Origin of the sequence: Thalassospira marina (assembly GCF_002844375.1) — a bacterium.
In the GTDB taxonomy this organism is placed as follows: Bacteria; Pseudomonadota; Alphaproteobacteria; order Rhodospirillales; family Thalassospiraceae; genus Thalassospira; species Thalassospira marina.
The window spans coordinates 4,200,584-4,220,658 of record NZ_CP024199.1; the positions used below are offsets into that span (position 1 = coordinate 4,200,584).

Consider the following 20,075-nt stretch of genomic DNA (forward strand, 5'->3'; position numbering starts at 1 on the left):
CCAAATATTCGCATTAATAAAAAATACTAAACCCAAAAATATTAATTATTTCATGATAACTTCACGTTTCTTTTAATAAAATTTTGGTAGTCGCCAAATAATTCTATACTCCCATTAGCAATATGAACAATTTCGTCACAAGCACGAAGAGTTGAGTGCCTATGAGCAATCATAAGGACTGTTAAATCTCTGCTCAAACCGTCGATTGCCTCCATAATTGCTTCTTCTGTTTCACTATCGAGAGCACTGGTTGCCTCATCAAAAATGATTACGTCAGCTTGTCGATAAAGTGCACGTGCAATTCCTATGCGCTGACGTTGACCACCACTTAACTTGACTCCTCGTTCTCCAACAACAGTGTGAAAACCATCACGCCAACTTTCAATTGTCCTTAATATATTTGCATGAAACGCTACGTCTTTTACCCTAGCTAAGTCGACCTGGTCCCGAGGAACGCCAAAAGCAATATTTTCCGCAATTGTAGTATCAGCCAAAAAAATATCCTGCGGGACATGCGCAATATGTTTCTGCCAAGCTGGAACAATTTCCTCTGAAACCGCGACGCCATCAACTTTCACAGTTCCTTCTGTCGGCACCAATAAACCCATTACAATATCTATTAATGTCGTTTTACCACTACCCGTAACTCCAACAAAACCTACACGGCTTCCTTTTTTAATTTTGAAATCAATATCTCGGAGTATCCAATCTTGATTTTTATCGTAACAAAACGATACATGATCCAAGTAAATCTCATTTTCAAAAAAAATTGGTTTCACACCACCAGAAATGACGTAGTCAGGCAGCTTCTGATCAAGCAAATCTAAGGTATCTTCAAACGAAATTTGCGACCCACGAAGCGAAGACCACGCCTGATACTGTTGCTGTAAAACCGGAAGCAACCTTTGCGCACCAAGTGCAATTGCACCCAAGACCGGAATGGCGCCTATTATTCCATCGCTTTGGCTAGCAAGGAAAAATGCAAGAACAGACATCAATAATATGCCTAACGCCTCCATTAAAAATCGAGGACTTTGCCCAATAATATATGTATTACCCAAAGCTCTTTTTAATCCAAAATCCGCGCTTTGATAATAGTTGCAGTAAGTATTCTGACTCCCATGTATCAGAACATCTCGAATTCCACCCAAACCTTCTTGCAACACCTTGATAGCTTCAGTAGAGCTATCTGCAACTTTTTGGCTGTCTGAAACAAGCTGATTTCGAGTCGAAACAATTATAATAAAATAGATGAACCCAAATCCCATAAACGAAGAAATCGATGCCATCGGATTAATAAAAATCAAAGACGCCATCACTGATAACATCATCACAACGCCATGCATAAGTGTTAGAAATGGCAATATAACACCTGATGTCACCGTTGACGACTTTGTATATATGCTATTTATTACATCGCTGCTATTTCGTGAGGCGTGAATATAATATGGCTGGAAAAGAATTTTTTGATATATATTGACACTAATTTCATGACCAACAGAAAAAGAAAGTCGGGTCTGAACAATCACAAGCGCCAACCGCAAAGCCCCCGAAAATATGGCGGTTCCCGCAAAAATAGCAGTAAGCGGCACCAAAAGTTGATTAGGTTTTGTAAATCCGAAAAATTCCACAATTGGTTTAGCTATCTCATATTCAAAAACCTTATCGGGCGCAGAAATAATACCAAGAAACGGAACAACCGCGCCAATGCTAATCATTTCAGCAAGCGCCGAAAAAAATATCAACCCGAAAAGAAGCATAAATTGAAAACGTCTACGCCGGGTCATGTGTGCATAAAATCTCTTTATCAAAACAAACACTCTTTTCCCTTTTCGGATTAATCAAAATTAAAAACCATTACCAAAAATGCATCATTATGGCGGACCACTAAAATCGACACCCAAGCGCCATAAAACATTCAAGATGATCAACAGCCAAACTCATTTTCTCATCAATAATATGCAAATATTCGGTCCAGTCGGAAATATGGGTCAGGTCCTTTTTGCCATCGGAAATGCCCCGCAGGCCGATCAACGGCAGACCAAATTTCTGACATACCCGCCAGACGGCATAGGTCTCCATATCCACCATATCGGCCGCAATCCCGTCATAGGCTGCACCTGAAACGATATTTCCGCCCGTCGATAACGTTGCCTCGGCAATACCGGGAATACGAAGGGGCAGCGAAACAATGGCCGGAAACTCGACAAAAGGCGTGCAGCCTTTTTCAAACCCCAAGGGCGATGCGTCCATATCACGATAGGAAACGGCAGTGACCTGATAAATCTCTGCCTGCACCAGATCACGTGATCCGGCAGAGCCCAACGACACAACCACATCAGGAAGCTGCCCCAGCACCTCGCGCCGCGCCATAACCGCCGTCAAATTAACCGCCGCCTCAACCGGCCCCACCCCAATCATTTCAGGCGTAATCCGCGCCTGAAGATGCGGCCCATATTCAGCCGGGGCTGCCATGCAGTAAAGAATATCTGGTTTATCCACGCAGATTTGGCTCCGTTTCCGGCTTGCTCCCGGTATCACCCCTTTGCGACACCCTGATCATATTCAGCACGGAATATTTCATAAGTGGAGGCCAGGCCAGCTTCGAGATCAATTTCCGGTTTCCAGCCAAAAGACCTTAGACGTGTTGAATCCATCAGTTTTCGCGGCGTGCCATCCGGCTTGGTCGGATCAAAGGTGACATCACCCTGATAGCCGGTAACCTTGGCAATCAGTCTTGCAAGATCGCCAATCGCAATGTCACTGCCATAGCCCACATTGATATGACTGCACATTTCGGATGTATGGGTCTGGTATATTTCAGGCGACAAATTCATCACGTAAATGGACGCACGCGCCATATCGCTGACGTGAAGGAATTCTCGGCAGGGTGTGCCTGTCCCCCAAATCTGCACAAATGGCGCATCCGTTAATTTTGCTTCATGAAACCGGCGTAGCAAAGCAGGGATAACATGGCTGTTTTCCGGATGATAGTTATCCCCCGGGCCATACAGGTTTGTCGGCATGACGCTGCGATAGTCACGGCCATATTGCCGGGCATAGGACTCGCACATTTTGATGCCGGCAATTTTAGCAATCGCATAAGGCTCGTTGGTCGCTTCCAGATACCCGCTTAACAGGGCATCTTCCGCCATCGGCTGCTGTGCATCACGCGGATAGATGCAGCTGGATCCCAAAAACAGCAAACGCTGCACATCTGTGAGATGGGCAGCGTGAATGACATTCGCTTCGATCATCAGGTTCTGGTAAATGAACTCTGCCGGATAGGTATTATTGGCGTGGATACCACCAACCTTTGCCGCCGCCAGATAGACCTGATCGATTTTTTCTTCTGCAAAGAAATCCTGCACGGCTGACTGCGACGTCAGATCAAGCTCCGCATGGGTGCGGGTGACCAGGTCAACGTCATGATCTGCGGTAAGCTGGCGCAATATTTCTCCGCCAACCATGCCGCGATGTCCTGCAACAAAAATTCTTTGCTTGCCTGTTGTCATCAGCTTTCCACCTGCAGGGCAACGTCAAAGCCATGTTCTTTGAGCAATGCATGACGGCGGGCCTGATCAAGGTCATGCGCCATCATTTCATCAATCATTTCTTCCAGGGTTATTTCCGGAAGCCAGCCAAGATCCTGATGCGCCTTTGACGGATCCCCCAGCAGGGTTTCCACTTCCGCCGGACGGAAGTAACGCGGATCTACCCGGACAATAACATCTCCCGCCTTCAGCGCCGGGGCAAGGTCGCCCTCAACGTGCTCGACAATGGCCTGTTCATCCACACCATTGCCCTCAAATCGCAATGTTATGCCCAGATAGGCGGCCGATTTTTCAATAAACTGGCGCACGCTATACTGTTTACCGGTTGCAATCACGTAATCCTGGGGATTGTCCTGCTGCAACATCATCCATTGCATACGGACATAATCCTTGGCATGGCCCCAGTCCCGCAGGCTGTCCATGTTACCCATATAAAGGCATTGTTCCAAACCCTGTGCGATATTTGACAGGCCACGGGTGATTTTACGGGTCACAAACGTTTCGCCGCGGCGCGGGCTTTCATGATTGAACAAAATACCGTTACAGGCATACATGCCATAGGCTTCGCGGTAATTAACCGCGATCCAATAGGCATAAAGCTTGGCAACCGCATAGGGGCTGCGCGGATGAAAGGGTGTGGTTTCCTTTTGGGGAATTTCCTGCACCAGACCATAAAGTTCGCTGGTTGAGGCCTGATAAAAGCGGGTTGTTTTTTCCAGACCTAAAAACCGGATCGCTTCAAGCAAGCGCAGGGTGCCAATGGCATCAACGTCAGCTGTATATTCAGGTGCTTCGAAGCTGACAGCCACATGGCTCTGCGCACCGAGATTATAAACCTCGTCCGGACGAACGTCATTTATGATGCGCGTCAGATTGCTGGTATCCGACAGATCACCATAATGCAGAAACAGGTTGCGATTAGACGCATGCGGGTCCTGATAGAGATGGTCGATACGGCTGGTATTAAGCGAACTGCTGCGTCGTTTGATCCCGTGGACTTCATAGCCCTTATTCAGAAGGAACTCCGCCAGATAGCTGCCATCCTGGCCGGTGATTCCTGTAATCAGTGCTTTTTTGGTCATTATTCCGCAGGGCTCTCTAAATCGCTAAAATTACGTCCATAATCATCATCCAGGCGAACAATGTCGTCTTCACCCAGATAGGTGCCGGATTGAACTTCAATCATTTCCAGCGGGATTTTCCCGGGATTTTCCATCCGGTGGACGGCGCCCAACGGGATATAGGTTGATTCATTCTCGCGCAACAGGAACTTCCGCTCATCGCAGGTTACCAGTGCTGTACCTTTCACAACGATCCAGTGCTCGGCCCGATGATGGTGGCGCTGCAGGGAAAGCTTGGCCCCCGGCTTCACCGTGATACGTTTCACCTGATGGCGTTCACCAATTTCAATACTGTCATAAGCGCCCCAGGGGCGAGCGACCTTGCGATGTGCGACGGCCTGTGAACGATCTTCCTCTGCAAGCTCGGAAACCACCTGCTTGATGCTTTCAACGGCATCACGACTGCTGATCATGACAGCGTCTGGCGTATCAACAACAATCAGGTCTTTGACACCAACGGTGACAACAAGGCGGTTCGGGTCCGCATGTACAAATGTATTTTCTGTCGCAATGGCTTTTACGTTGCCAGTCGCGCCACCCGCGCTATTGCCAGCTTCATCCGCCGGATTAAGATCAGCCAGGGCATTCCAGCTGCCCACATCGCTCCAGCTTCCGGAAAAGGGACAGACGACGACATTCTCGGCCTTTTCCATCACTGCATAATCGATGCTTTTCGCTTCGGCATTGGCAAAGGCTGCGGCGTCAGGACGAATAAACCGTCCGTCTTTTGAATGATGGCTGATCGCCTCTTCGCAGGCTTTCAGAGTTGTTGGTGCAAATGTCGCAAGGGCGTCCGTCAAAACATCCCGGCGCACCAGAAAAATCCCGGCATTCCAGACATGCTTTCCCGATGCCAGAAATTGCGTTGCCCGTTCAATACCGGGTTTTTCCAAAAAGCCACGTGACTGAAAACAGCCATTCTCTAGCTTTTCACCCATTTCAATATAGCCATAAGCCGTACTTGGCGCATGCGGCACAACACCGAACGTTACGATTTTGCCTTCGGCCGCCGCTGGTGCCGCACCTTGCACCATTTCCACAAAAGCCTCGTCATCGGGAATAAAATGGTCCGCTGGACAAAACAACAGGAGGTCATTTGCTTTGCCAACCGCCAATGCACCAAGTGCCATCGCAGGGGCTGTATCACGAGCAAACGGTTCAAGCACCTGCGTGACATCGCAACCAGCAAGACCAGCGGCTTCATCAACCAGAAAACGCTGTGCTTCCGAACCGATAGCGACAATTGACCCGAAAGGCTTTAACCGGGAAAACGTCATCTCCAACAGGGACCTGCCACCAATCAGGGGCACAAACTGCTTTGAGTAATCCCGGCGTGATAACGGCCATAAACGGGTACCAGAACCGCCACATAAGACGATTGGACACACAATATGATTACTTACGACACTATTCATTCAAAACATGCCTCTCTGCAGCGTCCCGGAACGTCTCATTTAAGTAAACTGACGCGCCCCAAATGCTTTTAAAATTTCCGTGCTAAATGCCTTTAATTCTCTCAGGCCGCGCGATCAAATTTAACACCAGCCTTTTCTAAGTTTTTATGAAAGTCGCGATACGATTGCAAACGAACAATGCCGCCCTGATACATCAAAACAGCTAACGGTCACTCGCGACTGAAATTTTTTTAAAGGAAAAATGGCGCACCCGACAGGATTCGAACCTGTGGCCTTTGCCTTCGGAGGGCAACGCTCTATCCAGCTGAGCTACGGGTGCGCAGGGCGTTGGTGCAATCTCACCAAGCGGTTTGGGTGATACAGGTTTTGCGACGCGCGAGCAAGGGTTTTTGACACTGGAGTACCAATAATACCTTCCCTTTCCTCCAATAACCGTGACCTGCAATAGAAAGCAAATGCTGTGACAAACGGCCTGGATCACCAGGGGGTCAGTGAGGCTCAAATCCAGCACTTTGCCGCTATAGACAAATTTAGCTGTTGACCCTCAAAAACGTCGCCATCATCCTTTGAAGATTATGATCACTGACCCTAACTTGGGACGAAGGCCGTTGATTAAAGGCAAGGCATCACTGCCTTCAAGCATGAACAGACCATTCTAGTGATCAGGGCTGTATACTCGAGCTTTGCCGACCGGACTTTACGGGTAGATCGAGGCCTCCGGAAAAAGAGAACTGAGGCGGGACCGGTCGCTCACGCATCTCAACAGCCTGCTTATCAACTCTCAACATCCCGCCGTTCATAGGGGTCGCGCACGACCCAGGTGCCGTTCCATTCGCGGTCCTGTTCGCGGCGGCTGAGGCGTTCCATGCGGTTGATCATGAGCTGGGCGGCGAAGTCGCTGTCGTTAAATTCCAGCACTTTTTCAAATAACGGGGTCGCTTCGTCAAATGTGCCATCGCGGTAAAAGCCCATGGCCGTTTCGTAATCCCGGCGCCATTCGCGGCGATCATCGCTAAGCTGGCCGCTTTCCGAAAGCACCTCGTAGAGATAAACTACCTTTTCCGTGCCCAGCAGCACCACATGGTCCAGGTCGCGCATTTCCACATCTGATGATGCCAGCCCTGCCGTTTCGTTAGAGGCAAGAATGCGTGTACCATAAATGCGGTTGGCCTTTTCAAGGCGGTGCGCATAGTTCACGCAATCGCCCACCACCGTATAGGCCCGGGATTTATCGGTGCCGATCGAACCAACCACAACCTCACCCGTCGCAATCCCGATGCGGATATCCAGACCGTGATCGCCGATCAAATCGGCATATTTGGTCTTAAGGGCGTTAAAGCGGGCCACCTGCTCCAATGCGGCCTTGCAGGCATGCATGGCATGGCTTTTTTCATTGCAAAAGGGCGGGCCCCAAAAGCCCATCACTCGGTCGCCAATGAAATTATCAATAATACCGCTATGGCCGGAAATCGGCTCTGTCATTGCGGTCAGATAGTCATTGAGGAAATCAACCAGCTTTTCCGGTGCTGTATGTTCCGCCAGCCAGTCAAATCCAGTCAAATTAACCACGCTTACCGTCATCACCCGCTTTTGCGAGGTTTCAAGCGCCGTTTCCTGCGACAGCAGATTATTCAGAACCTTTGGATCAACATATTTGCCAAAGCGTTCACGCATGCGAAAACGCACACGCAATTCACGCGTCATCCGGTTAAAGGCATTGGCCAGCGCAGAAAAGTCACCCTGCCCCTTGAAATCCAGACTGGTATCAAGCTGGCCGGACTGCACGCTGTTAATCGCCTTGGTCGTATCATTAACCGTCCGTGCAACGCCGATCCCGAGATAATAGGCAATGCCAAGCCCTGCCACCGCCGCAAGCAGCATCATGATAAATTCGGCCTGGATCAGGAAATCCTCGCGGGCTGAAACCGCCTCGACCGTTTCGGCAACATAGCGTTCAAGGCGCAAAATCTCGCTGCGCAGGTTAAGCACGATATTGCGGTGAATACCGCGCACGATGTTTTCCTGGCGCTGCGCGGTTAAAATATCGCCATCCCGCACCGAATCGAGGAGCTTTTCAACACCCAGGTTAAATTGCGAGGAAATATCTGCAAATTCGCGCATCCGCACATCAAGGTTCAGCAAAACGCCCTGGTCAAAATGCGTGCTGGCCTGTGCCCGGCCCAATGCGGCCGATGTAAATGCCTTGCGAAAAGCCTGTTCGATCTGGGTCTGTTTGGCGCTGATCTCGATCTCGATCCCGCTGAGAAGCGAGGCATCGGCCCCGTCGCTATCAAGCACACGCATATAACGATCAAGAAGGGATATCTGTTCAAGCTGGCGGGCGCGCACATCGGAAAGTGCATCCTTGACCGGCGTCACATAGCGCGACACGGCCTCAAGGTCACCATTGATGCCAAGCGACTGGATTACGGAGAAACCGGTTCCAATGGTCAGGCAAACGACAAAAAACGCCGCGACCCCCAGGAACTTTGCTCGAACGGTCCGCAGCATACCGGCCCTGATCCTTCCGCAATGGACTGATCCGTTACCATCCCAAACGCCACCTCACAGGATGACGATCAATGGCCTGTCAGCCCTTATTTTTCAAATGCTTCAAAATGTTACCCGATCATGGCCGCGCGGTCAAAAAGCAATCGGTTAACGGCATTGCGCCGAACCCGAATGTGGCCTGCCCTTTATCCACGCTGCCATATCAGCAATCACATGTGGCCCGTTCAAATCGCGCAACAGCATGTGATAGCCCTTCTCATACACACAAATTGTTGCCGATCCATTATCAAGCCCGCCTTTACCGCCATTTTCCGGCAAGTCACGTGCAAAATCCGCCATCACCGCCGGGGGAATAACCTGGTCACGCCGCCCCGTCATCAACAAAACCGGCAAATGCAAATCGCCTGCGCGCATCCGCGCCCTATCCATTAGATCGGCAAGGCCCGCCACCATATCAACCCGCACCGACGATAACATATTGTGGTCGCGCGACAGGCGGCGCAGCATTTCGATATTGTCAGATGGCCAAATTTCAAGCCCGCGTCCCGAAACCGGCAGCCACGGCAAACTGTGGGACAAAACTGACAATGGCAGCGTCTGATACCAGGGCATGTCACCCCGGTCCCACACGGCGGGCGACACCAGAATAACCCCATCCATCAATTGCGGTCGTGTTGCTGCAGTTAAGGTCGCTACCGCTGCCCCCATCGATACACCAGCCAGATAAACCGGCACATCGGGATAGCGATGATGCAAAACCATCAAAGCGTCGCTGGCATCCTGCACCAGGGTTGTCATACCCGGCCAAAATCCCCGCGTGGGCGAGCGCCCAAATCCGCGCTGGTCATAGGCATAAACGGCAATGTCTTGCCCGCGCAGCGCCTGCCCGGCTTCGGCAAGGCCATTGGCATAATCGCCAAAACCATGCAGCGCCAAAACAACCGCAGTTGGTGGCGTTGCCGCGCCCTTATTGTCGCTGACTGCGGCTTTACCGGCACCTCCTGCAACTTCCACACCCGCCCCAGCGGCCCCTTCCAAATCCCCCGGCAGCCAGCTTTGCAAAGCCAGTTGGGTGCCATCAGCCGTTTGGAAATAACCTGAAACCCCGGCAGGGTCAGCGCGATCAGATTTGGCAGAAGCGGCAATGAATGCCACCGGCGACACAGGATCACCCGCCGGGCGGATGGTGGGCGCACAGGCGACAAGAAATGCCAGAACCGGCAGCAGGACCAATCCCGCCCAAATCCTCGATATCGGCAAAAATTTCAAACCCGTCACGCGCTGGCGCCTGGCCCTTTGTTGCGCAGATACATCATGCATCAAATGCCAGGTCTCCGGTTATGGGCAGAAATCAGCGGGGCTGGGATAACCCTCAAAACCAGCATCCGTTACAAACAACAATCCCGGCAAGGAAATTGTTCCTGCCGGGATCATCAGGGGCGTCATGCCCAAATCATTCACTGGCTGTTATCAGGCCGCGCGACCAGATTTGCCTTCTGCCAGCGACTTGTCATTCTCGCGGGTCAGCATCAGGAAGATATCTTCCAGATCGCCCTCATCGGTTGACAGGTCATTAATCTCAAGGCCACTGGCCTGGATCGCATGAAGAATGTCAGCCATGCTGTTTTCGCTCGGGCGATAGTGAAGCGCGATCTGGCTTTCACCTTTCTGCTCTGCCCCCCACGGGGTCAGGGCATCGGGCACACCATTAAGCGTCCCCTTCACCGTCAGGATCAGCGCTTTGTGATCAATACGCCGCAGAAGGGTCTTCTTGTCTTCATGGGCAATAACCTTGCCTTTGTTGATAATGGCGATTTGATCACAAAGCTCTTCGGCTTCTTCAAGGTAATGCGTGGTCAGAACAATGGTCACGCCGGCCTTGTTCAGTTCCTTCACATAGGCCCACAATTGCTGGCGCAGTTCGATATCAACACCGGCAGTCGGTTCATCAAGCACCAGAACAGGCGGGTTATGCACCATTGCCTTGCCCACCAGAAGACGACGACGCATCCCGCCCGAAAGAGAACGCGCATACGAATCCGCCTTATCAAGCAAACCAATAGCCTGCAAAATTTCGTCGGTCCTTCGTTCGGATTTGGGCACGCCATACAGGCCAGCCTGCAATTCCATCGCCTGACGCGGGCTGAAAAATGCATCCAGATTCAATTCCTGGGGCACGATACCAATCGAACAGCGCGCCAGGCGCATTTCATCGACAATGTCGTGGCCCCAGATTTTTGCGCTGCCGCCCGTCTTGGTTACCAGACCTGCCAAAATATTGATAAAAGTCGATTTTCCGGCGCCATTCGGCCCCAGAAGAGCAAAAAACGACCCGCGGGGAATTTTCAGGGAAACGTCATCAAGCGCGAGCTTTTCACCCTGCGCGCTTTTATAGACCTTGGTCAGTCCTTCGACCTCGATCGCATAATCGGGCATTGCATTCATAAATGCATGATCTCCGCTCTTTTCCACATGGCGCAATTGCGCTAAACCGATGCGGAAGTGTTGATTGAATATGCGTTATGGGTATCATCCCCGTCGAACCGGGGTCAATATCGCCGCAAACTGGGAACTGGATATATGAAGATCACCGAAGAAATCAAAGTCGGCAGCCTGAATATCGCCTGCGACGGTGGCAAAGGCCATCTTGGTCACCCGACCGTTTATCTCAATCTTGAAGAAAAGGGCGAGGTGGTCTGCCCCTATTGCTCCAAGAAATACATCCTGGACAAAACCCTGGCGCATGCCGACCACTAAGGTCGCCCTGCCTGCAAAACCCGGTCTAAACACATCACCGGGTCTGCCGGGCTTTCACCTGTCCTGACCTGCCCGCCTCACCCGTCGCGGCAATCATGCTGCGGCCCAAAACGGGGACTATCCATGACGTCTGCTCCGACTTCCTTAAACAGCTTCCGCTCCATGCCTGATCCTGACGGGCATTTTGGCCAGTTTGGTGGCCGCTTTGTCGCCGAAACCCTGATGCCGCTGATCCTGGAACTGGAGCAGGCCTACAAGGATGCCAAGGAAGATCCCGAATTCCGCCGGGAAATGGATTACTTCCTGAAATATTACGTGGGTCGTCCCAATCCGCTTTATTTCGCCGAAGGCCTGACCAACCATCTGGGCGGGGCAAAAATCTATTTCAAGCGCGAAGACCTGAACCATACCGGCGCGCACAAGATCAATAACTGCATCGGCCAGATCCTGCTGGCAAAACGCATGGGCAAAACCCGCATCATCGCGGAAACCGGCGCTGGCCAGCATGGTGTGGCAACCGCCACCGTCTGTGCGCGCTTTGGTCTGCCCTGCACGATCTATATGGGTGCGAAAGACATCGAACGTCAGTCGCCCAACGTATTTCGCATGCGTTTGCTGGGTGCCGAGGTCAAACCGGTAACGTCAGGTTCGCGTTCGCTGAAAGATGCGATGAACGAAGCCCTGCGTGACTGGGTCACCAATGTTGCCGATACTTTCTATATCATTGGCACGGTTGCAGGCCCGCACCCCTACCCGGAGCTGGTCCGTGATTTCCAGTGCGTGATCGGCAACGAAGCCCGCGCCCAGATTTTGGAAGCCGAAGGCCGCCTGCCCGATGAAGTCATCGCTGCGGTTGGGGGCGGTTCAAACGCCATGGGCCTGTTCCACCCGTTCCTGGATGACAAGGACGTCGCCATTACCGGTGTCGAGGCCGCAGGCCATGGTGTGCATACCGGCCATCATGCCGCCAGCCTGACCGCAGGCCGCCCGGGCGTTTTGCATGGCAACCGCACCTATCTTCTGATGGATGATGACGGCCAGATCAAAGAAGCCGACTCGATTTCGGCAGGCCTGGATTACCCCGGCATTGGTCCGGAACATTCCTGGCTGAAAGATAACGGTCGTGCGACCTATGTTTCGATCACGGACAAGGAAGCACTCGATGCTTTCACCCTGTGTTCGGAAAAAGAAGGCATCATTCCTGCCCTGGAATGCAGCCATGCCCTGGCGCAGATCGTAAAGACCGCGCCGAAAATGGGCAAAGACCAGATCATTCTGATGTGCCTGAGCGGACGCGGCGACAAGGACATCTTTACCGTGGCTGAAGCACTGGGAGTCAAACTGTGAGTGACGCAATCATCGGCGGCCAGGACCGCATCGCCAAACGGTTCGACAAGCTGCGCGCGGAAAATCGCGCTGGTCTGGTAACCTTCATCACCGCTGGCGACCCGGACCCGGAAACCTCGTTTGAAATCCTGAAATCCCTGCCCGAAGCCGGTGCGGACATCATCGAACTGGGCATGCCCTTTACCGATCCGATGGCCGATGGCCCGGCGATCCAGGAAGCATCGAACCGCGCGCTTGCCGCCGGCATGCATATGCGCAAAACGCTGTCGCTGGTTCGTGGTTTCCGCGATCAGGATCATGAAACACCGATCATTCTGATGGGCTATTACAACCCCATCTATATTTACGGTGTTGATGAGTTTCTGGAAGATGCCCGCAATGCAGGCGTTGATGGCCTGATCGTTGTTGACCTGCCGCCCGAAGAAGACAACGAGCTTTGCATTCCGACGGTCAATAAGGGGCTTAGCTTTATCCGCCTGACCACCCCGACCTCTGATGACAAACGCCTGCCCAAACTGGTACAGAACACCAGCGGCTTTGTTTATTATGTGTCGGTTGCCGGTGTGACAGGGGCTGGTTCGGCCACCAATGACCAGATTGTCGAGGCCATGGCCCGCCTGCGTCGCCATACCGAATTGCCCATCGCTGTCGGGTTTGGCATTAAAACGCCAGCCCAGGCTGCCGAAGTTGCCCGTGAGGCCGATGCCGCCGTTGTTGGCTCGGCGATTGTATCAAAAATCGCAGAAAGCCTTGACGAAAACGGCAAGGCCACCGATAACACCGCCCTTGTAGTCACTGGCCTGGTACGTGAACTGGCCGATGGCGTGCGCAACGCCCGCAAATAACGTTGCGCCCACCAGCAAGACCGATATAGGCAAAACCGAGGATCAATATCCGATATGTCGTGGCTGACTGAATTCGTTCGTCCCAAAATTCAGAAACTGGTTCGCCGCAGCGATGTGCCCGAAAATCTCTGGCACAAATGCCCGTCCTGCGAACAGATGATTTTTCATCGCGATCTCGCGAAGAATGACCATGTCTGCCAGCATTGCGGTCATCACATGCGGATTTCCGCCCGCAACCGTCTGGAACTGATGTTTGACAGCGGCAAATACCAGACCATCGAATTGCCTTCGGTCCCGGTTGATCCGCTGCGTTTCCGCGATCAGAAAAAATACACTGATCGCCTGAAAGTCGCACAGGCCAAAGCCGAATTCAAAGATGCCCTGGCTGTTGCCCATGGCACCGTTGGCGGCCATGCCACCGTTATCGCTGTGTTCGACTTTTCCTTCATGGGTGGGTCAATGGGTACTGCTGTTGGCGAAGGCATTGTTGCCGCCGCTGAACTGGCCGTTGTCCAGGATGCAGCGCTGATCATCGTTCCCGCATCGGGCGGCGCACGTATGCAGGAAGGCATTCTTTCCTTGATGCAGATGGCGCGTACCACCGCTGCAATCGAAAAGGTCAAGGAAAAGGGCCTGCCCTATTTCGTGCTGCTGACCGACCCGACCACCGGTGGCGTTTCGGCATCCTTTGCCATGCTGGGTGATATCCAGATCGCTGAACCTGGCGCACAGATCGGCTTTGCCGGTCGCCGCGTGATCGAAAACACCATTCGCGAAAAACTGCCGGAAAACTTCCAGACAGCCGAATATCTGCTGGAACATGGCATGGTCGATATGGTGGTGCCGCGCAGCGAACTGAACGAAACCTTTGGCCGCCTGATCGACATGATCCGCCGCCCCAAACCGGGTGCGTCGGTTGTGCCGCTCAAGGGCGCTAAAAAGGGCGATGCCAAATCCAAAAATACAACTGCGGAAAAAGCTGACTGAACATGCAGGTGCCTCCATCGCGAAGCAGCGCCATTCTTGGCCGACTCGGCCTGCTTCACCCAAAGATAATTGATTTATCACTGGGCCGAATTGCAACCTTGTTGCAGAAACTGGGCGATCCGCACCTCAAACTTCCGCCAGTCATCCATATCGCCGGCACAAATGGCAAGGGTTCGACCCTTGCCTATTTGCGCGCGATCTACGAGGCAGCGGGCCTGCGGGTCCATACCTCGACCTCGCCGCATCTTGTTACCTTCCATGAACGGATCGTTCTGGCGGGCAAACAGATCAGCGAAGACGAACTGTGCGACCTGCTTGAAGAAGTCGAACGCATCAATGGCGGCGCGCAGATCACCTATTTTGAAATCACACAGGCAGCAGCTTTCCTGGCCTATTCACGGGTCGAGGCCGATGTGCTGTTGCTCGAAACCGGGCTTGGCGGGCGCTATGACGCAACCAACGTGCTGCCCCATCCGGCCCTGTGTGTGATTACCCCAGTATCAATCGACCATCAGGCATTTCTGGGCGACACGGTTGAAAAAATCGCCTTCCAGAAAGCCGGTATCATGAAAACCGGCACGCCCTGTGTCATTGCGCCGCAAATGCTGCCCGCCTTTGATGTGCTGGTGCGCCATGCTGGCAAGGTCAATACGCCGCTTGTCACCAATTTCGCCATCACCGCCGAAGATGACGATGGTTTTGACATCCATATCAATGGCGATGCCGTGCGCCTGCCTGCCCCGGCCCTGCCCGGGCGCCATCAATATGTGAATGCGATGGTGGCAACGGTTGCCGCCCGCACAGCCGGAATCACCCCTGCCGGGCAGGATAATATCGATTTCGAAACAATCGGCCGTGGCCTTCGCAATGCAAGCTGGCCTGCCCGCCTGCAACGCCTGACCAAAGGGCCAATGCTTAAATCCCTGCCAGACGGTGCCGAACTGGTTGTGGATGGCGGGCATAATATCGCGGCGGCCGCCGTCATTGCCGACTGGCTTAAACGCAATCCGGTTGACGGGGAAACAGTGGTCATTACCGGCATGCTGTCCAACCGTGATGCTGGGGCCTTCCTCGGCTATATCGCGTCCCTGGTCGATGGTCTGGCCGGTGTTGTCATCCCCGGCGATGAACACCAGTCCCATTCAGCAGCCCATATCGCCGAAACCGGCACCAGTCTCAATATTCCCTCCAAACCGGCGGACGGGGTTGAGGAGGCTTTGTTGTCATTGCGAAATGATTTTTGCAATATCAAGCGCGTGTTGATCCTAGGATCGCTCTACCTTGCCGGGCATGTGCTGGCCGATCATTCCTGATCAGCCCGAATTTCCCGCCAAAGCATCAAAAGGCAGCCCCAAAAGCTGCCTTTGCAGTTTTCTTTACATATCAATGCATTAAAACATACCAACTGGTATGGATGTAGCGTTTTCTGAGGATTTGAAGGGCTTGAAAGGCCGTTCGGGATGGTCCGATAGTTGGATTTTTGCGCCAATCCATCGCCATGATCACCGCCCTGTCCGCGTCCTAGCGCCGCACGGTAGCAAGGGTTTTTCCACCGCCCGCAGCACGCCCAGGCCGGTTGCCGGTTACAGGCCCCACACCCAAACCGTTATGGCGGTTTTGCATATTTGCCCGCGTCGAACCAGTACGGCCGGTGCCTGCACCACCTGCATTACCTGCATTACCTGCATCACCTGCCCTGCCGCCACGACCTTCGCGGTAATTTGTCTGGCTGGCACCTGCGTTAGGGTCATTGCCATCATCGAAAGGCGGGCTTTCGCGGCGGCGCACCGATTTACCCGAAAACCACGTATAGGCGACCACATACAAAATAAAGCCACCCACACCGATGGTCAGTGTCAGAAACTGCAATATCGGGATGAAGCTGCCAAACATGCCAGCACCGCCGTAAATCATGAAAATGCACACGGCCGCCACAGGCGCCAGCGCCATAAAAAACAGCCCCCGCACCTTGGACCGGATCGGCCGGTAATGCATCAGCATCAAATAAAACAGATGCATCAGCGTGACAAAAACCAGAAGCTTGATCAGCAGCACAAACTGGTCACCGTTTGACAGGCTTTGGTTCCGTTCATAAATGCCAAAGGCGCGAAACAGCCCGTGTAACGCCCCGCCAAACAGAATGAGCGTTAGAAGGACGCGTAAAATCGGCCCACGCGACAGCCAGCTTTCCTGGTCGGTCTTGCGTCGGCCACGATTTTTGCCCTTCGCCCCTTTTTTGCGGGTTTTGCGACGGTGGGAAAGTTTCATGTCATCGGTGATTTCGCGCGAAAGCCCTGCCGCCTCGACCCCTTTGCCGAACGGTTGATAAACGGGTTTTTCACCGCGTTTATTCACAGATTTTTCGTCGCGCCGTTTCACGTATGCCTTTTCCCCCACAAAGCATATAACCCATCCATTCCCGAACCATAACAAGGCTGACCCGTTATTGTCAGCACAAAGCACGGTTGCCGACAATTCGGCCTCGCACTACTCGACTTCTCGCACCGTATGCGGCATTCTGCGGGCCACCCAATTCATCGAGAAAAACGAGCATCCATCGTATGACCGATACTGCCCAGCCTCCCCGCCGCGTCGTCCTGGTTGACGGGTCCGGCTTTATTTTCCGCGCGTTTCACGCATTGCCGCCCATGAACAGCCCCGACGGAACCCCCGTCAATGCCGTTTATGGCTTTTGCACCATGCTGATGAAGCTGCGCGAAGATACCCGCCCCGATCATATGGCGGTAATTTTCGATACCAAGGGCAAATCGTTCCGCAACGATTTTTATCCGGATTACAAGGCACACCGTCCGCCCCCCCCGGAAGAGCTGATCCCCCAGTTTGGCCTGATCCGCGATGCCGTGCGGGCCTTTAACCTGCCCTCGATCGAACTTGAAGGCTATGAAGCCGACGACCTGATCGCAACCTATGCCCGCCAGGCCGCCGAACAGGGTGCCGATGTGATCATCGTGTCCTCGGATAAGGACCTGATGCAGCTTGTGACTGACCGTGTCGAAATGTTTGATGCGATGAAAAACCGCACCATTCGCGCAGACGAGGTGATGGAAAAATTTGGCGTCGCACCTGACAAGGTCATTGATGTGCAGGCCCTGGCTGGCGACCCGGTCGATAACGTGCCCGGTGTGCCCGGAATTGGCGTTAAAACCGCCGCCCAGCTGATTACCGAATATGGCGATCTGGATACGCTTCTGGAACGCGCCGGTGAAATTAAGCAGCCGAAACGCCGTGAAAAGCTGCTGGAAAATGCCGATATGGCCCGCGTTTCGCGCGATCTGGTCCGTCTGAAAACCGATGTGCCCGTCACCCTCCCGGTCGATGATTTTGACCTGCGCGAACCCGATGCCGATGTACTGCTATCCTTTATCGCGACCCATGGCTTCAAATCGCTGACATCAAAGGTAAAGGCCAAATTTGGCGGTACCGTTGATGAAAATGGTATCACCGAAGCCGGTACCGGCGTGAATGACGTCAGTGTCACCAAGGCCGAATATGAACTGGTCCAGGATGAAGAAAGCCTGAAAAAATGGATCGCCAAGGCCGATTATGAAGGCGTTCTGGCGGTTGATACCGAAACCACGTCGCTTAATGCCCATCAGGCGCGACTGGTTGGTATTTCCATCGCCGTGAAACCCGGCGAGGCTTGCTACATCCCGCTGACGCATGGCATGGGCGACGAAGAAACCGAACCCAAAGCCGCCCAGGGCGGGTTTGATTTTGGCAGCGACCCTGCCGGTGACAAAGAAACTGCCGACATCCCCAAACAGATCCCGGTCAAACGCACAATCGAGCTTTTAAAACCCCTGCTTGAAGATCGCGGGGTTCTGAAGATCGGGCAGAATATCAAATATGATAAAATCATCTTTGCCCGTCACGGCATCGATGTTGCCCCGATTGATGACACCATGGTTCTGTCCTATGTGCTTGATGGCACCAGCCACGGGCATGGCATGGATGAACTGGCGGATCTGCATCTAGGCTATAAAACCATCAAATTTACCGATGTCGCAGGTACGGGCAAAAACCAGCTTACCTTTGACCAGGTCCCGCTGGACAAGGCGCTCGATTACGCCGCCGAGGATGCCGATATCACCCTGCGTCTGCATCGGCTGTTAAAGCCGCGCATCGCCCAGGAACATATGGCCAGCGTTTATGAAACGCTGGACCGTCCGCTGGTGCCGGTTCTGGCAAAGATGGAAGCGTTGGGCGTTAAGGTCGATGCCGACAAGCTGCGCGACCTGTCATCGGACTTTGCCACCCGTATGGCTGCGCTTGAAACAACCATTCATGAAATGGCGGGCGAAACCTTTAACCTTGGCAGCCCCAAGCAGCTAGGCGAAATCCTGTTTGAGAAAATGAGCCTGCCGGGCGGCAAAAAAACCAAAACCGGCGCCTGGCAAACCGGTGCCGATGTGCTTGAAGCCCTGGCCGCACAGGGCCACGACCTGCCTGAACGGCTTTTGGAATGGCGCCAGCTGTCCAAGCTCAAAAGCACCTATACCGACGCGCTGGCAAACCACATCAACCCGCAAACCGGGCGTGTGCACACCAGCTATGGGCAGACCAACGTCAATACCGGCCGCCTGTCTTCCAATGATCCGAACCTGCAGAACATTCCGATCCGCAGCGAAGAAGGCCGCAAAATCCGTACAGCCTTTATCGCCGATAAAGGCTGCAAGCTGATTTCGGCTGACTATTCGCAAATCGAACTGCGCCTTCTGGCCCATGTTGCCGAAATCGATGCCCTGCGCAATGCCTTTAAAAATGGCGAGGATATTCACGCCTCGACCGCCTCAAAGGTGTTTGGTGTACCCATCGAAGGCATGGACCCGATGGTGCGCCGCAAGGCCAAGGCAATCAACTTTGGCATCATTTACGGTATTTCGGCCTTTGGCCTCGCCAACCAGCTTGGCATTCCGCAAAAAGAAGCCAAGGAATTCATCGAAGCCTATTTTGAAATCTATCCCGGCATCCGCGATTACATGGACCGCGCCAAAGAATTTGCCAAAACCCATGGCATGGTGCGTACCCTGTTTGGCCGTAAGATTTTCATCAATGGCATCAATGATAAAAACGGCATGCGCCGCAGCTTTGGCGAACGTGCGGCCATCAACGCCCCGATCCAGGGCGGTGCAGCCGATATCATCAAACGCGCCATGATCGCGGTTCCCGGCGCCCTGCAAGATGCTGGCCTTAAAACCCGCATGCTGTTGCAGGTCCACGACGAACTGATCTTTGAAGCCCCGGAAGCGGAAACCGAACAGGCGGTAAAAGTCATTCGCGATGTGATGGAAAATGCCGCCAGCCTTTCCGTGCCGCTTATTGCCGATGCCGGCATTGGCGATAGCTGGGCTGATGCACATTAATTGCTACTATTGCGATAGATAACGGCAAATACTTAAGTCGTTCTAATTTAGCAAAAACATATAAATCCCCCGTGATCTTGTAAATCACGGGGGATTTTTTGTAATAAAACATCTTCTTCCCTGTGAAGTTTTAAAATACTTCCCATCTTCAACA

The 20,075-nt window shown here is 53.0% G+C and carries 15 protein-coding genes and 1 tRNA gene; 6 read left to right on the forward strand and 10 right to left on the reverse strand.

What is annotated here, in order from left to right; translation table 11 throughout:
• Positions 1-50 precede the first annotated feature (50 nt).
• The 9 genes from CSC3H3_RS19090 to CSC3H3_RS19130 form a co-directional block, all read right to left on the reverse strand.
• Positions 51-1,787 (reverse strand): ABC transporter ATP-binding protein, encoded by a 1,737-nt coding sequence (locus CSC3H3_RS19090; RefSeq protein ID WP_101286329.1) that lies wholly within the window; start codon positions 1,785-1,787, stop codon positions 51-53.
• Between the two features lie 100 nt (positions 1,788-1,887).
• Positions 1,888-2,502 (reverse strand): 5'-methylthioadenosine/S-adenosylhomocysteine nucleosidase, encoded by a 615-nt coding sequence (locus CSC3H3_RS19095; protein WP_245881186.1) that lies wholly within the window; start codon positions 2,500-2,502, stop codon positions 1,888-1,890.
• Between the two features lie 35 nt (positions 2,503-2,537).
• The gene (gene fcl / locus CSC3H3_RS19100) at positions 2,538-3,515 is read right to left on the reverse strand and encodes a GDP-L-fucose synthase (protein WP_101285864.1); all 978 of its coding nucleotides are present in this window, start codon (positions 3,513-3,515) and stop codon (positions 2,538-2,540) included.
• Complete coding sequence (gene gmd / locus CSC3H3_RS19105; protein ID WP_101285865.1) at positions 3,515-4,636, reverse strand: GDP-mannose 4,6-dehydratase; 1,122 nt, start codon at positions 4,634-4,636, stop codon at positions 3,515-3,517. The genes fcl and gmd overlap by 1 nt, the downstream gene beginning before the upstream one ends.
• A complete protein-coding gene (locus tag CSC3H3_RS19110) occupies positions 4,636-6,090 on the reverse strand; it encodes a mannose-1-phosphate guanylyltransferase/mannose-6-phosphate isomerase (protein ID WP_101285866.1) in 1,455 nt (484 codons plus the stop codon). Before CSC3H3_RS19110 ends, gmd begins: the two co-directional genes overlap by 1 nt.
• Before the next feature lie 242 nt (positions 6,091-6,332).
• Positions 6,333-6,409 (reverse strand) — tRNA-Arg (locus tag CSC3H3_RS19115).
• A gap of 455 nt (positions 6,410-6,864) precedes the next feature.
• The gene (locus tag CSC3H3_RS19120; protein ID WP_101265157.1) at positions 6,865-8,601 is read right to left on the reverse strand and encodes an adenylate/guanylate cyclase domain-containing protein; all 1,737 of its coding nucleotides are present in this window, start codon (positions 8,599-8,601) and stop codon (positions 6,865-6,867) included.
• 147 nt (positions 8,602-8,748) lie between these two features.
• Complete coding sequence (locus CSC3H3_RS19125; RefSeq protein ID WP_245881187.1) at positions 8,749-9,834, reverse strand: alpha/beta hydrolase; 1,086 nt, start codon at positions 9,832-9,834, stop codon at positions 8,749-8,751.
• Positions 9,835-10,071: 237 nt separating this feature from the next.
• Positions 10,072-11,046 (reverse strand): ABC transporter ATP-binding protein, encoded by a 975-nt coding sequence (locus CSC3H3_RS19130; RefSeq protein ID WP_101285867.1) that lies wholly within the window; start codon positions 11,044-11,046, stop codon positions 10,072-10,074.
• A gap of 135 nt (positions 11,047-11,181) precedes the next feature.
• On the opposite strand from CSC3H3_RS19130, the gene CSC3H3_RS19135 reads away from it, so the two are divergent.
• The 5 genes from CSC3H3_RS19135 (at position 11,182) to CSC3H3_RS19155 (ending at position 15,850) form a co-directional block, all read left to right on the forward strand.
• Positions 11,182-11,358 carry a zinc-finger domain-containing protein gene (locus tag CSC3H3_RS19135; protein WP_085578687.1) on the forward strand — a complete coding sequence of 59 codons (177 nt, stop codon included), beginning with the start codon at positions 11,182-11,184 and terminating at the stop codon, positions 11,356-11,358.
• 123 nt (positions 11,359-11,481) lie between these two features.
• Positions 11,482-12,705: a tryptophan synthase subunit beta gene (gene trpB, locus CSC3H3_RS19140; protein ID WP_101285868.1), complete on the forward strand. Its 1,224-nt coding sequence runs from the start codon at positions 11,482-11,484 to the stop codon at positions 12,703-12,705.
• Positions 12,702-13,550 (forward strand): tryptophan synthase subunit alpha, encoded by an 849-nt coding sequence (trpA, locus tag CSC3H3_RS19145; RefSeq protein WP_101265163.1) that lies wholly within the window; start codon positions 12,702-12,704, stop codon positions 13,548-13,550. The genes trpB and trpA overlap by 4 nt, the downstream gene beginning before the upstream one ends.
• 54 nt (positions 13,551-13,604) lie before the next feature.
• Positions 13,605-14,537: an acetyl-CoA carboxylase, carboxyltransferase subunit beta gene (gene accD, locus CSC3H3_RS19150; protein ID WP_101265165.1), complete on the forward strand. Its 933-nt coding sequence runs from the start codon at positions 13,605-13,607 to the stop codon at positions 14,535-14,537.
• A gap of 2 nt (positions 14,538-14,539) precedes the next feature.
• A complete protein-coding gene (locus CSC3H3_RS19155) occupies positions 14,540-15,850 on the forward strand; it encodes a bifunctional folylpolyglutamate synthase/dihydrofolate synthase (protein ID WP_101285869.1) in 1,311 nt (436 codons plus the stop codon).
• 208 nt (positions 15,851-16,058) lie between these two features.
• Here CSC3H3_RS19155 and CSC3H3_RS19160 read toward each other — a convergent pair whose 3' ends face one another.
• Positions 16,059-16,916 carry a hypothetical protein gene (locus tag CSC3H3_RS19160; protein WP_215907531.1) on the reverse strand — a complete coding sequence of 286 codons (858 nt, stop codon included), beginning with the start codon at positions 16,914-16,916 and terminating at the stop codon, positions 16,059-16,061.
• A gap of 182 nt (positions 16,917-17,098) precedes the next feature.
• Here CSC3H3_RS19160 and polA point away from each other — a divergent pair, with 182 nt between their 5' ends.
• Positions 17,099-19,921 carry a DNA polymerase I gene (gene polA / locus CSC3H3_RS19165; RefSeq protein WP_101285870.1) on the forward strand — a complete coding sequence of 941 codons (2,823 nt, stop codon included), beginning with the start codon at positions 17,099-17,101 and terminating at the stop codon, positions 19,919-19,921.
• Positions 19,922-20,075: the final 154 nt, after the last annotated feature.